This is a genomic window from Sphingomonas sp. GW821-FHT10C01 (genome assembly GCF_059415525.1).
In genome coordinates, this window is sequence record NZ_JBWKNK010000001.1 from 814,811 (window position 1) to 829,574 (window position 14,764).

Annotated in this window: 14 protein-coding genes; 8 read left to right on the plus strand and 6 right to left on the minus strand. The window is 63.9% G+C overall.

The features are described 5' to 3' along the window. Positions 1-15: 15 nt before the first annotated feature. From wecC to AC07M1_RS03880, 4 genes are all read right to left on the minus strand, one after another. On the minus strand, positions 16-1,278 hold the full coding sequence (wecC, locus tag AC07M1_RS03865) for a UDP-N-acetyl-D-mannosamine dehydrogenase (protein WP_495161244.1): 1,263 nt from the start codon (positions 1,276-1,278) through the stop codon (positions 16-18). Continuing rightward, a complete protein-coding gene (gene wecB / locus AC07M1_RS03870; protein WP_495161245.1) occupies positions 1,262-2,389 on the minus strand; it encodes a non-hydrolyzing UDP-N-acetylglucosamine 2-epimerase in 1,128 nt (375 codons plus the stop codon). Before wecB ends, wecC begins: the two co-directional genes overlap by 17 nt. A 39-nt stretch (positions 2,390-2,428) precedes the next feature. Continuing rightward, on the minus strand, positions 2,429-3,442 hold the full coding sequence (locus AC07M1_RS03875; protein ID WP_495161246.1) for an NAD-dependent epimerase/dehydratase family protein: 1,014 nt from the start codon (positions 3,440-3,442) through the stop codon (positions 2,429-2,431). Between the two features lie 76 nt (positions 3,443-3,518). Further along, the gene (locus tag AC07M1_RS03880; protein WP_495161247.1) at positions 3,519-4,850 is read right to left on the minus strand and encodes a UDP-glucose dehydrogenase family protein; all 1,332 of its coding nucleotides are present in this window, start codon (positions 4,848-4,850) and stop codon (positions 3,519-3,521) included. A 196-nt stretch (positions 4,851-5,046) separates the two neighbouring features. Here AC07M1_RS03880 and AC07M1_RS03885 point away from each other — a divergent pair, with 196 nt between their 5' ends. From AC07M1_RS03885 to AC07M1_RS03900, 4 genes are all read left to right on the plus strand, one after another. Beyond that, a complete protein-coding gene (locus AC07M1_RS03885; protein ID WP_495161248.1) occupies positions 5,047-5,289 on the plus strand; it encodes a hypothetical protein in 243 nt (80 codons plus the stop codon). 144 nt (positions 5,290-5,433) lie between these two features. Further along, entirely contained in the window at positions 5,434-6,318 is an 885-nt protein-coding gene (gene galU / locus AC07M1_RS03890) for a UTP--glucose-1-phosphate uridylyltransferase GalU (RefSeq protein WP_495161249.1), read from the plus strand. Positions 6,319-6,349: 31 nt separating this feature from the next. Continuing rightward, positions 6,350-7,174, plus strand: a complete 825-nt coding sequence (locus tag AC07M1_RS03895; RefSeq protein ID WP_495161250.1) for a class I mannose-6-phosphate isomerase — start codon at positions 6,350-6,352, stop codon at positions 7,172-7,174. 59 nt (positions 7,175-7,233) lie between these two features. Beyond that, complete coding sequence (locus tag AC07M1_RS03900) at positions 7,234-8,280, plus strand: mannose-1-phosphate guanylyltransferase/mannose-6-phosphate isomerase (RefSeq protein ID WP_495162810.1); 1,047 nt, start codon at positions 7,234-7,236, stop codon at positions 8,278-8,280. A 132-nt stretch (positions 8,281-8,412) separates the two neighbouring features. Here AC07M1_RS03900 and AC07M1_RS03905 read toward each other — a convergent pair whose 3' ends face one another. Further along, positions 8,413-9,306 carry a LysR family transcriptional regulator gene (locus tag AC07M1_RS03905; RefSeq protein ID WP_495161251.1) on the minus strand — a complete coding sequence of 298 codons (894 nt, stop codon included), beginning with the start codon at positions 9,304-9,306 and terminating at the stop codon, positions 8,413-8,415. Between the two features lie 129 nt (positions 9,307-9,435). On the opposite strand from AC07M1_RS03905, the gene AC07M1_RS03910 reads away from it, so the two are divergent. The 3 genes from AC07M1_RS03910 (at position 9,436) to AC07M1_RS03920 (ending at position 11,156) form a co-directional block, all read left to right on the plus strand. After that, entirely contained in the window at positions 9,436-9,705 is a 270-nt protein-coding gene (locus AC07M1_RS03910) for a DUF2798 domain-containing protein (protein WP_495161252.1), read from the plus strand. A 241-nt stretch (positions 9,706-9,946) separates the two neighbouring features. Continuing rightward, positions 9,947-10,771, plus strand: coding sequence for a hypothetical protein (locus AC07M1_RS03915; protein WP_495161253.1), 825 nt, complete (start codon positions 9,947-9,949; stop codon positions 10,769-10,771). 109 nt (positions 10,772-10,880) lie between these two features. Further along, positions 10,881-11,156 (plus strand): DUF6959 family protein, encoded by a 276-nt coding sequence (locus AC07M1_RS03920; protein ID WP_495161254.1) that lies wholly within the window; start codon positions 10,881-10,883, stop codon positions 11,154-11,156. A gap of 193 nt (positions 11,157-11,349) precedes the next feature. On the opposite strand, the gene AC07M1_RS03925 is transcribed toward AC07M1_RS03920, so the two are convergent. Next, positions 11,350-12,699, minus strand: coding sequence for a methyltransferase family protein (locus AC07M1_RS03925; protein ID WP_495161255.1), 1,350 nt, complete (start codon positions 12,697-12,699; stop codon positions 11,350-11,352). Between the two features lie 145 nt (positions 12,700-12,844). Here AC07M1_RS03925 and AC07M1_RS03930 point away from each other — a divergent pair, with 145 nt between their 5' ends. Then, positions 12,845-14,746 (plus strand): M61 family metallopeptidase, encoded by a 1,902-nt coding sequence (locus tag AC07M1_RS03930; RefSeq protein ID WP_495161256.1) that lies wholly within the window; start codon positions 12,845-12,847, stop codon positions 14,744-14,746. Positions 14,747-14,764 lie beyond the last annotated feature (18 nt).

Sequence of the window (14,764 nt, forward strand, 5' to 3'; positions counted from 1 at the left end):
CTTATGAGCCGCGCGCTAAGCGGGCTGATCGGGCCAGATTCCGCGCGTATCGTAGACGCGCTTCTCGGCCCGTTCGGCCAGCGGGACTGATTTGAACACGTCGTGATCGACCAGCACGATCAGGATGGGACAGGTCTCCAGCGCGGTGTCGATGTCGATCAGCGTCGCGCCCGTCTTCGCGAGGGTCTCCGGCAAACTGTGGGCATAGGGTTCGACGATGCGGAGGCGCGGCCCGTGCCGCGCGGCAAGTTCCTCGGCAACGTGCAATGCCGGGCTTTCGCGGAAGTCGTCGATATTGGCCTTGAAGGCGAGGCCGAGACAGGCGACCGGCGCATCGGGAAGCCGCGCGATCAGCGCCTCGGCGCGCGCGACGGTATAGCCGACCTTGCCGTCGTTCACTTCGCGGGCCGTGCGGATCAACGGCGTATTCTCGCGGTCCGCGGCGACCAGGAACCAGGGGTCGACGGCGATGCAATGGCCGCCGACGCCGGGGCCGGGGGAAAGGATATTCACACGCGGATGCCGGTTGGCGAGGCGGATCACCTCCCACACATCGATCCCCATCCCATCCGCGATGATCGACAGTTCGTTGGCGAAGGCGATGTTGACGTCGCGGAACGCGTTTTCGGTCAGCTTGGTCATTTCCGCCGCACGTGCCGAAGTGGTGACGCACGCGCCTCGCACGAAGCGGCGATAGAATTGCAATGCCTTGCGCGCGCAGCGCGGCGTTACGCCGCCCACGACGCGGTCATTGTCGATCAGCTCGACCAGGATGCGGCCGGGCAGCACGCGCTCAGGGCAATAGGCGATGGCGACGTCGGCGATGCCGCTGCAATGGCCCGGGATCTTGAGATCGGGGCGCAGCTTCTGGAGCAGTTCCGCCACTTTCTCGGTCGTACCGACGGGGGATGTCGATTCGAGGATGACGGTGTCACCGGCCTTGAGCACCCCGGCAACGCTGGTCGCGGCCTGAAGGACATAGCCGATGTCGGGGGCGTGATTTTCGCCGAACGGGGTCGGCACCGCGATCAGGAACACGTCTGACGGCTCGATCACGGTGGAAGCGCGCAGCGTGCCCCGCGCGATCACGCCAGAGACGAGGCCGTCGAGATCGACTTCCTCAATATGCACCTTGCCCGCATTGATGGTGTCGACGACGTGCTGGTGCACATCGATGCCCAGGACCTTCGCGCCGGTGCGCGCGATCACCGCCGCCGTGGGAAGGCCGATATAGCCGAGCCCGAGAACGGCGACGTTGAGTTCAGAGCCCGAATCCATGTGCGACAACCTTTGCAATCCTTGCCGAGGCATGGCCGTCGCCGAACGGATTGTGGGCGCGCGCCATGGCCTGATAGGCGTCCTTGTTATCCAACAGGGTTGAGATTTCGGAAACGATACGGTCCGCATCGGTTCCGACGAGCTTTGCGGTGCCCGCCGCGACCCCTTCGGGCCGTTCCGTCGTCTCGCGCATCACCAGCACCGGTTTGCCCAGCGCCGGCGCCTCTTCCTGCACGCCGCCGGAATCGGAGAGAACGATCTCGCACAGGTCGAGCGCACGGATGAAATTGGGGTAATCGAGCGGTTCGATCCGTGCGACATTGGCACGTTCGCCCAGCAACTGATCCATCACCGACACCACATTGGGGTTGGGATGCATCGGGAACAGCACGGCGGTGTCGGGCCGGTCGGCGATCCGCGCGATGGCACGCGCGATCGATTCCATGCCCCCGCCGAAATTCTCGCGCCGATGTGTCGTGACCAGCACCAGCCGCTTGCCCGCAAAGCGGGCCGCGATCGGGTCCAGCCCGGAAGCAAGGGCCGGCTCCGCCGCGATCCGTTCACGCGTCGCGAGCAGCGCGTCGATCACGGTGTTGCCGGTCACATGAATCGTCGCGGGATCGATATTCTCCCGGCGCAACGCCGCCGCCGCCGTCTCCGTCGGTGCGAAATGCTGGTCGGCGATGGGGGCGACGATGCGGCGGTTCACCTCCTCCGGCCAGGGCTGCCAGATATCGCCCGAGCGCAGGCCCGCTTCGATATGGCCCACAGGCACCTTGCGGTAATAGGCGGTCAGTGCACCGACCATCGCCGTCGCGGTGTCGCCCTGCACCAGTACGCGATCGGGTTTCTCCGCGTCCATCACCTCGCCCAGCCCGGTCAGCAGCCGCGCGGTCAGCCGGTCGAGCGACTGGCCGGGTTCCATGAGGTCGAGGTCGATATCGGGCTTGAGTCCCGCGATTTCGAGCACCTGGTCGAGCAGGCCGCGGTGTTGCGCGGTCACGCATGTCCTGACCGTCAGCCCCGGCACCTCCGCGAGCGCGCGCACCACCGGAAAGAATTTGATCGCCTCGGGCCGCGTGCCAAAGATTGCCAGGATTCTCTTGCTCATACCCGCCCTATAGCGCCGCCGCGTTAAAGACCCGTCACGTCAGCCATAGAAGCCGCGATACCAGTCGACGAACGCCTTCACCCCTTGCTGCACCGGCGTCTCGGGCACGAAGCCCACCAGGGCATGCAGCAGCTCGGCCGAGGCGTGGGTCGCGGGCACATCGCCCGGCTGCATCGGCAGGAAGTTCTTCCTCGCCTCGGATCCGACCGCGGCCTCCAGCGCCGCGATATAGTCCATCAGCGGCACCGGGCTGCCTCCACCGATATTGACGGTGCGGAACGGCGCCACCGGCGACAGGCTGTCCGCTGGACCGACGGGCATTGTTCCCGGCACCGCGTCGATCAATGCGACCAGCGCCGTGACCAGATCCTCCACGTAGGTGAAGTCGCGCGCCATCTCGCCATGGCCATAGACGTCGATGGCTTCGCCCGCCGTCATTGCCTTCATGAACTTGAACAGCGCCATGTCCGGCCGTCCCCACGGGCCATAGACGGTGAAGAAGCGGAAGAAGGTCAGCGGAATGCCATAGAGGTGTGCATAGCTGTGTCCGATCAGCTCGGTCGCGCCCTTGGTCGCGGCATAGAGGCTCATCGGGGTCTGCGTCCGCTGCGCTTCGGCGAACGGCATGTCGGTGTTCGCGCCGTAGACCGAACTCGTCGACGCCGCCAGGAAATGGCGCACCGGGTTGTGCCGTGCTAGCTCGAGCAGGTTGAACGTGCCGGTCACATTGGTCGCGACATATTCGGCCGGATGGTCGATCGAGTAGCGCACGCCGGCCTGCGCGGCGAGGTGGATCACCGCGTCCGGACGGAATGCCCGCCAATGCCCCTCCAGCGCCTCGCGATCCTCGATCGAGATACGTGCCAGCGAGAATCCGGGATGCTGAGCGAGCAGCGCATTGCGCCGTTCCTTGAGCTTGACATCGTAATAGGCGCTGAAACTGTCGATCCCCAGCACCTGCGCGCCCGCTTCCAGCAAGCGTGCCGCAGTATGGAAGCCGACGAATCCGGCGGATCCGGTCACGAGGAAGCGGCGATCGGAAAGCGGGTTCATGGATTGCGCCTCAAGATGGTGGATCGGCCGTCACATCAAACGCCATGGGTATCGCCAGGAGCGGCGACCGCCTTGGTCAACGTCCGGCGTTGGGGGTCTGCCGCGGCTTGCCGATCCCGACCAAGGTGAACCCGGCGCGCTCGGCTTCGGCGATGGGATAGATATTGCGCAGGTCGATGAGCAGGGGCTGGTTGAGCAGCGTCTTCATGCGGTTGAGGTCGAGGGCGCGGAACGCGTCCCATTCGGTGACGATCACCAGCGCGTCGGCGCCTTCCGCGGCGGCATAGGGGCTGGCGGAAAATTCGACGTCCTTGATCACGAGCTGGGCCTGCTCGACCCCTTCCGGGTCGAACGCCTTCACGGTCGCGCCGGCGTCTTGCAGCGTCTGGATGATCGCGATCGAGGGGGCGTCGCGCATATCGTCGGTATTGGGCTTGAAGGTCAGGCCCAGGATCGCGACGGTCTTGCCGCGCACATCGCCACCCATCGCCTTGATGACCTTGCGGCCCATCGCGCGCTTGCGCTGGTCGTTCACCTGCACCGTCGCCTCGACGATGCGCAGCGGCGTCTCGTTGTCGTCGGCGGTCTTGAGCAGCGCCAGCGTGTCCTTGGGGAAACATGAGCCGCCATAGCCGGGGCCCGCGTTCAGGAACTTGCGCCCGATGCGATTGTCCATGCCGATGCCGCGCGATACCTCCTGTACGTCCGCGCCCACCTGCTCGCACAGGTCCGCGATCTCGTTGATGAAGGTGATCTTGACTGCCAGGAACGCGTTGGCGGCATATTTGATCAGTTCGGCGGTGCGGCGGCCCGTGAACATCACCGGGGCCGACTGGTTGAGCGACAGCGGGCGATAGACGCTCCGCATCACCTCGCTCGCGCCTTCGTCCTCGCTGCCCACCACGACGCGATCGGGATGTTTGAAATCCTCGATCGCCGCACCCTCGCGCAGGAATTCGGGGTTCGAGACAACCTTGATGCCCTTGCCGGGAGCGATCCGCTCGACGATCCGCTCGACCTCGTCGCCGGTGCCGACGGGGACGGTCGACTTGGTGACGATCACCGCAGGGCCCTCCAGCGCCGCGACAATCTCCTCGGCGGCGGCGAAGACATAGGACAGGTCGGCATGACCATCGCCTCGACGGCTGGGTGTGCCGACGGCGATGAACACCGCGTCCGCGCCCTTGACCCCTTCGACAAGATCGGTGGTGAAGGACAGGCGTCCCGCCTGCACGTTCGAAGCGACCAGCTCGGCCAGGCCCGGCTCATAGATCGGCATCACATTCTGGTGCAGCAGCTCAATCTTGCGCGCGTCCTTGTCCACGCACACCACATCGTGCCCGAAATCGGAGAAGCAGGCCCCCGAAACAAGGCCCACATAGCCCGTGCCGATCATCGCAATACGCACGTCAAAGCCCTTTCGCTGAACCTCAGCGCGCTCTTAGCGTAACACGAACACACGACAAGGGCCTCATCGCTCGCAAAGGCCCTCACGCGCTGTTCATCTACCCGAACAGATCAAGCAGTTACATTCTCGTCTGTACGCCGCAATCGAGCAGGATATAGTGTCCCCTGCGGTTTGCCGCACCAAGGGGAGTAACGATATGAAATTGAAGAATATGTTGGCAGGCGCCAGCGCGGCGCTGCTGCTTGTCGGCGCCAATGTCGCGCAGGCGAATTCGGCGAAGTCGCTGAGCTTGGCTAATAGCCCGGCCGTTGAGCGCGCCGCCACGGACGCATCGGAAAGCAACAGTGCCGTCGGCGGATTTCTGATCCCGCTTCTGGCTGTTGTTGCAGTTGTTGCGGTGGTCCTGGTGGTTTCGGGCGACGATTCCGACAGCAACTGATCAAGGACGCGTGCCGGCGACGGCATAAGGAAATGGCGGTTTCGGCCGCCATTTTTTGTCGCTTCGGCGCGGAGCGGGCCGTGCGCCCCTCCCGTACACGCAAGCCACTTTTTCTAAATCTGTGGCTAGGCTATGCGCGGCGCCATGACGATCAAACCGCTTCGCAAGGCCGTATTCCCCGTGGGCGGGCTCGGCACCCGCTTCCTCCCGGCGACGAAGGCGCTCCCCAAGGAGATGCTCCCCGTCGTCGACCGCCCGCTGATCCAATATGCGGTGGATGAAGCACTGGACGCCGGGATCGAGCAGCTCATCTTCGTCACTGGCCGCGGCAAGAGCGCGATCGAGGACCATTTCGACATCTCCTATGAGTTGGAGACGACGATGGCCGCGCGCGGCAAGTCACTGGACGCGCTCGACGGCACACGCCTCAAGCCCGGTGCGATCGCCTATGTGCGCCAGCAGGAGCCGATGGGACTCGGCCATGCCGTGTGGTGCGCGCGCGATATCGTCGGGGATGAACCGTTCGCGGTCCTCCTGGCCGACGATTTCATGGTCGGCGCCGCCAGCCAGCCCGGCTGTCTCAAGCAGATGGTAGAGGCGTACAACAAGGTCGGCGGAAATTTGCTCTGCGCGCAGGAAGTGGCCGAGAACCAGACCGACAAATACGGCATCATCACCCCCGGCATGCGCGACGGCACGTTGACCGAGGTCAAGGGGCTGGTCGAAAAGCCCAAGGCCGGCACCGCGCCCAGCAATCTCGCCGTGATCGGCCGCTACATCCTCCAGCCGGAAGTGATGCGCGTGCTCGAGGGGCAGGAAAGGGGCGCGGGCGGCGAGATCCAGCTGACCGACGCGATGGCCCGCATGATCGGCGGCCAGCCTTTCCATGGCGTCACCTTCCAGGGCGTGCGCTACGATTGCGGCGACAAGGCCGGATACGCCCAGGCCAACCTCGCACTGGCGATCAGCCGGGAGGACATCGGACCCGCGGTGCGCGCATTTGCTGTGGACCTTCTTAACTCTTCGTAGGTTAGCAGATCTCCAGTATATCGAGGTGACTATGCCTGCGGCGCTTCTAGCCACGTATCGAGTGGAGAAACCCTGGGGGCGGTCGCATCTCTGGCCTGGCTTCGTCGACCCGGAAGCGGGCGGGGAGCCGGTCGGTGAGGTCTGGTTCCAGACGCCCGGCGATGGGGCGCCCGATCTGCTGGTCAAATATCTCTTCACCAGCGAGAAGCTGTCGGTGCAGGTACACCCCGATGACGCGCAGGCGCGCGAACGGGGGCTGCGGCGGGGCAAGGACGAGTGTTGGGTGATTCTGGCGGCCGAACCCGATTCGACGATCGCCCTGGGAACATGTGAGTTCACCGATGCCGATACGCTGCGCGCGGCGGCGCTGGACGGATCGATCGAGGGGCTGCTTGACTGGAAGCGGGTGAAGGCGGGGGATTTCATCTATGTCCCGTCACGCACCATCCACGCGATTGGCGCTGGGATCACGCTGATCGAGATTCAGCAGAACAGCGAGACCACCTATCGGCTCTATGATTATGGCCGTCCGCGCGAACTGCATCTGGAGGATGGGGTGGCGGTCGCTCGCGCGGTACCTTTTGTCGACGCGCCGGTGCCGGGAGAGGCGGAGCCGGGGCGGACGATCCTGGTGGAGGGGCCCAAATTCGTGGTCGAGCGTTGGTCCGGTGGCGACCGCGTGGTGACGATGCCCGAAGGGACAACCGGTTGGGTGGTGCCGGTATGCGGGCATGGCACGGTGGACGCTATCGCGTGGAAGGCGGGTGAATGCCTGACCGTGACAGGGCGCGTGGCATTGACCGCTTCAGGCGATAGCGATCTACTCTTCGCCTATCCCGGCACCGAACGACTGTAATGAACCCTGGTGTCGGTTTTGGCGCGAGCGGTCAGGAGAATAGTGTGAGTGACACCAGCATGCCGATCGTCCCGGTGATCCTGTCCGGTGGAGCGGGCACGCGGCTGTGGCCAATGTCTCGTCCGGAACAGCCCAAGCAGATGCTGGCGCTGACCGCCGACGAAACGATGCTTCAGCTCACTGCGCGCCGCACGCCGCAAGGGGAGCGTTTCGCCGCGCCGATCGTCGTCGCCTATGCGCTGCATGCGGATATGGTCGAGGCTCAGCTGGATGCGGTCGGCACGGGTGCTCAGGCGCTGATCCTCGAACCGCTCGGTCGCAACACCGCGCCGGCAATCGCGCTGGCGGCGCTCGCCGCCGGCGGCGGTGAGGTCCCTCTGCTGGTGATGCCGTCGGATCATATCATTGGCGATATCGGCGCGTTCCATGCGGCGATTCACGCCGCAATGCCCGCGGTCGAGGCTGGCTGGCTGGTCACGTTCGGCATTACGCCTGACGCGCCGGAGACCGGCTACGGCTATATCCGCGTCGGAGAGCCGATCGGGGCTGGAGTGAATCGCGTCGAGCGATTCATTGAAAAGCCGGCGCGTGCCGTTGCGGAAGCGATGATCGCGGCGGGGGAGCATGCCTGGAATGGCGGTATCTTCCTGTTTCGGGCTGACATCTATCTCGATGCGTTGGCGGAGTTTGCGCCTGAGATGCTCGCGGCGTCGCGCGCGGCGATGGAGAAGGCGGTTCGCGACGGCGTCCGGATTCTGCCCGATGCCGCCGCATTCGCCAGCTCGCCCTCCGATTCGATCGACTATGCGGTCATGGAAAAGGCTGAACGAGTCGCGGTCGTCCCGGTCAGCATGGGCTGGTCCGATGTCGGAAGCTGGGACGCGCTCTACGCGATCAGCGAGCGCGATTCAGCGGGGAACGCCTGTCAGGGTGAGATTATCGCGATCGATACCGCCAATTGTCTGATCCAGGCAGGGAAAGGCAAGCGGGTCGCGCTGGTCGGCGCCTCCGACCTGATCGTGGTCGTCGATGGCGACGATGTGCTGATCCTGCCGCGCGGGCGCGGTCAGGACTTGAAGCGCATTATCGAAGCCATGAAGAAGTGACCGTTGACGCTGGAGATTCCGCTGCGTCACCTCCCAGAGCGTTCGGCCTGGCACTGAGCCGCGAGGATATCGGCCCGGCGGTGCGCGAGTTCGCCAAGGGACTGTTGGGGTAGGATTACCCCCGGCTTCGGATCAGAGCCCGTCGAGCTTCAGCCGCGCGGCGAGCAGGTCGACGAACGTGCGCACCTTGGCGGGCGGAAACCTGCCCTCCTGCCACAGCGCGTGGACGGGCACGGGCCTCGGTTCGAATGCCTCCAGCACGATCTCGACCTCGCCGCTCTGGACCAGTCGCCGGATCTGCCACAGCGGCGAATAGCCCAGGCCCAGCCCCGCGCTGACCGCCGAATAGACCGCCCCCATCGTGTTGGTGCGGAACGGTCCCCGCACGCTCACCGCATGGCGCTTGCCGCCGACCTGGAACGCCCATTGGCTGGGCCGCTGGTCGATCGTGCGGATAATGCAGGCATGATCGCGCAGCTCGGCGGGGTGCGCAGGCCGGCCATGCCGCGCGAAATAGGACGGCGCACCGAACACGACGCGGCGCAGCGCCCCCAGCCGTTTCCCCTGCAAGCCTGAATCGGGCAGCTCGGCGATGCGCACGACCAGGTCGAGGCTCTCGGCGGCGAGATCGGTGAACCCGTCGCTCAGCTGCAGATCGACTTCGACCTGCGGATGGCGCGCCATATACTCCGCGATGATCGGAACCAGGAAATCGGGACCGAACAGCACCGGCGCCCCCACGCGCAGCACCCCCACCGGCTCGACCCGCCGATCGGCTGCCTCCAGCCGCGCCTCCCTGATCTCCGCCACCGCCGGTTTGATCCGCCGGTAATAGGCTTGTCCCGCCTCGCTCAGCGAGGAGCGGCGCGTGGTGCGGTGAACCAGCTGCACCCCGATCTCCGCCTCCAGCGCGGCGAGCGACCGGCTGACGGTCTGCAGCGACCGGTTCAGCTGCCGCGCCGCCCGCGTCAGGCTCTCGGCTTCGGCGATCGCCACGAACGTTTCCAGGTCTTCGATGCGCGCCATGATTATCTCGAAAAACGGGATAGAGACTCGCCTATAGCCCGGATTGTTCGCGATATCTTTGACAATATATCCGCGTTCCAGGGTCCGGCCCAAAGGCGAGCGGATCGAGCGGACAAGGGAGTATCGACGATGCACATCGATCAGGAACGGCCACGACGCAGGAAGCTTCCGCCCGGCTATGCTCGGATCCTGATGCCGCTGATCCTGTCGATCATCATGTCCGGTGTGGTTTCAGCGGTGGCGACCATTGCGTCGATCGGGCTGGGATCGGGTTTTGCGCTGGGCTGGCCAAAGGCATGGGGCGCATCATGGATGGTCGCCTTCCCGACGCTGCTGCTCGTGCTGCCCGTCGTCCGCCGGATCGTGGGCGTCATTGTGGAGCAACCGCAGGGGCAGTGATTGGCGGGCGACCTTATTGCGGCGCGCGCTACGATTGCGGCGACAGGCGGGGCTATGCCGAAGCGAATCCCACACCGGCGCTGAGCCGGGAGGATATCAAGCTGGAAGCGCAGGACTTCGCCAAGGGATTGCTGGGATAAGGAAATACATAAGCTAATAAGCGGCTTTGACATGCTCGGTGCCGTCTATCAGAACGATATGCGCGCTGCTCGGGCAATAGGGCGCGCCTATAGGTGGCAGGATGAACGCGCAGCGACGTCAGTGCATCTTTTGCTGCAATCCGGTTGATAGCAAAGAGCATATCTGGTCCCAGTGGATGCATCCCTTTCTAAATGAGGGGAGTGGGAAGAGCACCTATAATCGCCACACCATCAATCGCGGTCCTGAAGGCTTAGAGGAGCTTAGCGGCCCGACGGGTAAACCTGGCGGGGTCTTTGATATTCAGGTTAGAGAAGTTTGTCGCCCTTGCAATCATGGCTGGATGAATGACCGGGAGCAGCAAGTGCGGCCGTTCTTAGAGCCGATGCTGAAGGGCGAAGCGATTACTACCACGCTGAATCAAATGACTGATCTAGCTCGGTGGTGTGCCCAGAAATTCATTGTCATGGAACATGCTGCGCGAGGAACAGCGCTCACCCCAAGGCCAGATCGTGAAGCGCTGCGTATATCGGGTAAGATCCCGTCCTATTTCCGCATTTACGTGGGAAATCATGTCAGTAGATCGCGTAGTGCTTCGATCAGACATAGCCATACGATGGCTCTGTCAGCCGATGGTCCAGTGCCACCACTCAACGGGATGGATAGAAATATTCAGACCATCAGTCTCGTAGTTGGAGAGCTATTCGTTCATCTGAACGCTGCGCGTATTGATGGTTTTGATTTTGAGGGTGCCTATTTGGTTTCTCGAGTTTGGGACGAATGTCGCATTTGGCCTGATCTAAATTCGTCGCTTTCTTGGCCGCATCGCCCTTTGTTGGACAATGCTGGACTAAGTGTCATGTCTGCTGGGATTGAGCAGTTATGTAAGTCAGAGCGGGCGAAGTGGCTAGCAAAGCCGGCTTCGTGATGGAAAGTTGGGATAGGTACGATTAGTGTTTGCAGGCTGCTGACGTGAGCGGATGATGAGATAAGGTCATTCTGTTCAGGCGACGGTTTCAGGAAACTTGGAAGGCTGCATGCGAACAGAATCGGTCGAGATTTACTCTGATGCCACGAACGCCGCCGTCATGCGGCACCCGGGTCGTAAGTTTCCGGGGGTGCTAATCCAGGGAGACACCCTGCATATTCTCAGCAAGTTGGCAGCAGGCGCACTTGCTGGCGCAGAGCCTGAATCAGATCAGTGGTATGACTTGAAGGAATTGGCCGACGCCCTGCAATCTCGGGTCGACCTCTACATGCGAGTAATGCGCGAGCACGACCTGACGTTGCCGTTTTTCACTGGCGGTGAATGATCGCAATCCGATCAACAATGGTCCCGCTTGCAATGTTGGAATTGGTTTGCTTGCATCGACAGGCCGCATGGCGGCCGCTCTTTGATCGCGTCGATTCGACCGGTTCGATGACGAACCCGAACCCCTCCGACAAAGGCGACCAGATTGACAGAATGAATCGCGTTCCGCGTAACTGTGTCAACTTTGCGGAAGATCAGTCGGCGCGCTGATCCAGCTTCTTCAACCCCGCATAGCCCGGCTTGAACGTCCACCCCGTCACCCACGCCACCAGCCGCGGCACGGGCGCGTTGCGCTCCATCCACTCCGAATATTCGCGATACGCCGGGTCGGCGCCGAGGTGCTTCTCCTCGGTCTTGGCGCGGATGTAATAGACGCCGCTCACCGCGGCGAGCAGCACCGTCGCGCGGATCGCGTCGTACAGGCTGCCCGTGGTCACCAGCAGCGGACAGGTGCTGATCCACCAGAACAGATTTTTCGACAGATACGCCGGGTGCCGCGTCCAGCTGTACGGGCCGTGGGTGATGATCCCGCGATGCGTGAGGTTTGAGAAGCGGAAGCCGAACGCCATCGTCGCCCAGGCATAGATCGCGGTCAGCACCACCAGCACCGCGCCGATGATCCACAGCAAGATGTCATGGCCCGCCAGCCAGTGCGTCCAGTCCGACGTGCCCGGATGATAGTCCAGCGGTCCGCCATTCCCCATCAGGATGAACGGCGGGTAGCAGATCAGCGCGAACGCCCAGCCCGCGGCATAGGGATTGGCGGTGCGGATATGGCTGTCGAGCGGGCGGAAGGTCAGGATATAGCCCACCGTCGCGAACGCCACGTCGAGCATGAACATGCCCGTGATCAGCCAGTTGGCGAGGGCAATGGGGTTGTTCAGGATGCCGTCGGTGCTCGCGCGCACGAACTGGCTATATCCCGGCGGCACGATCGCCAGCATGAAGGCGAGGAAGAACGCCTTCACCGCCCAGCTGCGCAGGTGATTGTGGATCGCCGCCTCGTCGATCGGCTCGTCCTTGTTGCCGAGCAGCCACGCGCCCAGCATCCACGCGCCGTCCCTCGGCTTCTCCAGCCGTCGGTCGATCCACAGGACGTATGGCACGGACAGGATGAACAGCGCCGGGGCCGACATCTGGAAGCACCACATGGCAAAGGCGAAATTGCCCTCCCAGTAGAAGCGGCAGACCGAGTAGATCGCGGCGATCCCGCCCCAGGTCAGCCACAGCCCCGCGATCTTGGTGATCGAGATGTCGAGCGTTTCCTTGAGCGGCCGGGGGTTCTCCCATTTGACGCCCGTGCTGGGATTGCGGTGGACCTTGTCGACCAGCAGCGCCCACAGCACCATCGGCACGCCGCCCGCGACCAGATTGACCAACGCGGCATAGGGGCCGTCCAGCCCCTTCATCCGCGCGAACACCAGCCAGCACGCCATGCCCACCAGTCCCGCCAGCCCGCACCCGGTGCTGACCGCGGACTTGGGCCGCGGATCGGCCTTGGCCGGCGTGGCAAGATTGGCGTCGTGATACATCCCGTCCCGCATAGCCGCGAATGGTAAGCAAGCCATGAAGGGTGTTTCAACCCTTGGCGTCTCCGCGCGGGGGAGGGGGCTTCTCAACCCCTTTACCTTCCCGCCGCGTCGCGCTTAAAGGTGTAACATCATATCCTTCCCTGAATTCGAGGCCCCCATGCGCCGCGTCATCGCGCTTTCCGCCCTGCTTCTCGCCACCGCCGCCGCCGCTCAGAACTCCGCGCCCCAGCCGTTGCCGTTCGACAACCGCATCCCGGCCGCGCGCGACACCGCCTATCCCGGCACGATCACGCTCAAGGTCGACGCGACCAACGTCCAGCAGGCGATCTATCGCGTGAAGCAGACCATTCCCGTCGCGCAGGACGGTCATATGGTCCTGCTGATGCCCGCCTGGCTGCCCGGCAAGCACGCCGCGCGCGGCGAGGTCGAGAAGCTGACCGGCCTCAAGATCAGCGCGGGCGGCAAGGCGGTACCGTGGAAGCGCGATACCGTCGATGTCTGGGCCTTCCACATCGATGTGCCGCGTGGCGCCAAGCAGCTCGATCTCGAATTCCAGTTCACTGGCGCCACCGAAAGCGATCAGGGCCGCGTCTCGATCGCGTCGCAGATGCTCAACCTCCAGTTCGAGCAGGTCAGCCTCTATCCCGCCGGCTGGTTCACCCGCCGCATCCCGATCCAGGCGACCGTGACCTACCCTGAGGGCTGGACGGCCGTGTCGGGCCTGCCCGCCAGGAAGCAGGGCGGATCTTACGTCTATGACAAGACCGATTATGAGACGCTGATCGACTCGCCGGTGTTCGCGGGCCGCAACTATCGCGAGTTCAAGCTGTCGGACCGCGTCGACCTCAACGTCTTCGCCGACGACGCCAAGGAGCTGGAGGCCAAGCCCGAGCAGATCGACGCGCACAAGAAGCTGGTCGACCAGGCGGTCAAGCTGTTCGGCGCGCAGCATTACGATCGCTACGAATTCCTGCTGTCGATCAGCGACGAGATGGGCGGTATCGGGCTCGAGCATCACCGCAGCTCCGAGAACGGCGTGAAGCCCGGCTATTTCACCAAGTGGAGCGACGGCCCCGGCTCGCGCAATTTGCTTCCGCATGAATTCGTGCACAGCTGGAACGGCAAGTTCCGTCGCGGCGCGGACAGCTGGACCCCCGATTTCCGCACGCCGATGCGCAACTCGCTGCTGTGGGTCTATGAGGGGCAGACCCAGTTCTGGGGCTATATCCTCCAGGCGCGCTCGGGCATCGTGTCGAAGCAGGATACGCTCGACATGCTGGCGAACATCGCCGCCAGCCTCGACAACCGCCCGGCGCGGACCTGGCGCGCGCTGGTCGACACCACCAACGATCCGATCATCTCCGCGCGCCGGCCCAAGGGCTGGGTGAGCTGGCAGCGGTCGGAGGATTATTACAATGAAGGCCTGCTGATCTGGCTCGAGGTCGATTCGATGCTGCGCGCGCAGAGCGGCGGCAAGAAGACGATGGACGATTTCGCCCGCGCCTTTTTCGGTGTGCGCGACGGCGACTGGGGCGTGCTGACCTACAAGATCGACGATGTCGCCGCGACCTTGAACGCAATCCAGCCCTATGACTGGGCGACCTTCCTCAGCACCCGGATCAACGGCCTGTCGGAGCGCGCGCCGCTCGCCGGCTTCACCGCCAACGGCTATCGCCTGATCTACACCGACGAACCGACCGCCGCGTTCAAGGACGCCGAGAAGCGCGCCAGCCGCACGGACCTTAGCTACTCACTCGGCTTGACGATCGGAAAGGGCGGCGCGATCGGCTCGGTCACCTGGGATTCGCCCGCGTTCGAGGCGGGACTCGATGTCGGCGAAACGATCGTCGCGGTCGCCGGCCGCGAATATTCCGACGATCGCCTCAAGGACGCCGTTCGGGCGGCCAAGGGCACGAAGGAGCCGGTGAAGCTCCTCATCAAGACCGGCAGCACCTATCGCGAAATCGCCATCGACTATCACGATGGCCTGCGCTATCCGCGCCTCGAAAAAACGGGCTCCGGAGAGGGTGGCCTGGATCGGCTGCTTGCCCCGCGCTGACGGGGAAGCCGAACCAAC

Bases quoted from the DNA above. Each gene is read 5' to 3' on its own strand.
- wecC (WP_495161244.1), bottom strand. From the start codon at position 1,278: ATGGATTCGGGCTCTGAACTCAACGTCGCCGTTCTCGGGCTCGGCTAT.
- wecB (WP_495161245.1), bottom strand. From the start codon at position 2,389: ATGAGCAAGAGAATCCTGGCAATCTTTGGCACGCGGCCCGAGGCGATC.
- AC07M1_RS03875 (WP_495161246.1), bottom strand. From the start codon at position 3,442: ATGAACCCGCTTTCCGATCGCCGCTTCCTCGTGACCGGATCCGCCGGA.
- AC07M1_RS03885 (WP_495161248.1), top strand. From the start codon at position 5,047: ATGAAATTGAAGAATATGTTGGCAGGCGCCAGCGCGGCGCTGCTGCTT.
- galU (WP_495161249.1), top strand. From the start codon at position 5,434: ATGACGATCAAACCGCTTCGCAAGGCCGTATTCCCCGTGGGCGGGCTC.
- AC07M1_RS03895 (WP_495161250.1), top strand. From the start codon at position 6,350: ATGCCTGCGGCGCTTCTAGCCACGTATCGAGTGGAGAAACCCTGGGGG.
- AC07M1_RS03900 (WP_495162810.1), top strand. From the start codon at position 7,234: ATGCCGATCGTCCCGGTGATCCTGTCCGGTGGAGCGGGCACGCGGCTG.
- AC07M1_RS03905 (WP_495161251.1), bottom strand. From the start codon at position 9,306: ATGGCGCGCATCGAAGACCTGGAAACGTTCGTGGCGATCGCCGAAGCC.
- AC07M1_RS03910 (WP_495161252.1), top strand. From the start codon at position 9,436: ATGCACATCGATCAGGAACGGCCACGACGCAGGAAGCTTCCGCCCGGC.
- AC07M1_RS03915 (WP_495161253.1), top strand. From the start codon at position 9,947: ATGAACGCGCAGCGACGTCAGTGCATCTTTTGCTGCAATCCGGTTGAT.
- AC07M1_RS03920 (WP_495161254.1), top strand. From the start codon at position 10,881: ATGCGAACAGAATCGGTCGAGATTTACTCTGATGCCACGAACGCCGCC.
- AC07M1_RS03925 (WP_495161255.1), bottom strand. From the start codon at position 12,699: ATGCGGGACGGGATGTATCACGACGCCAATCTTGCCACGCCGGCCAAG.
- AC07M1_RS03930 (WP_495161256.1), top strand. From the start codon at position 12,845: ATGCGCCGCGTCATCGCGCTTTCCGCCCTGCTTCTCGCCACCGCCGCC.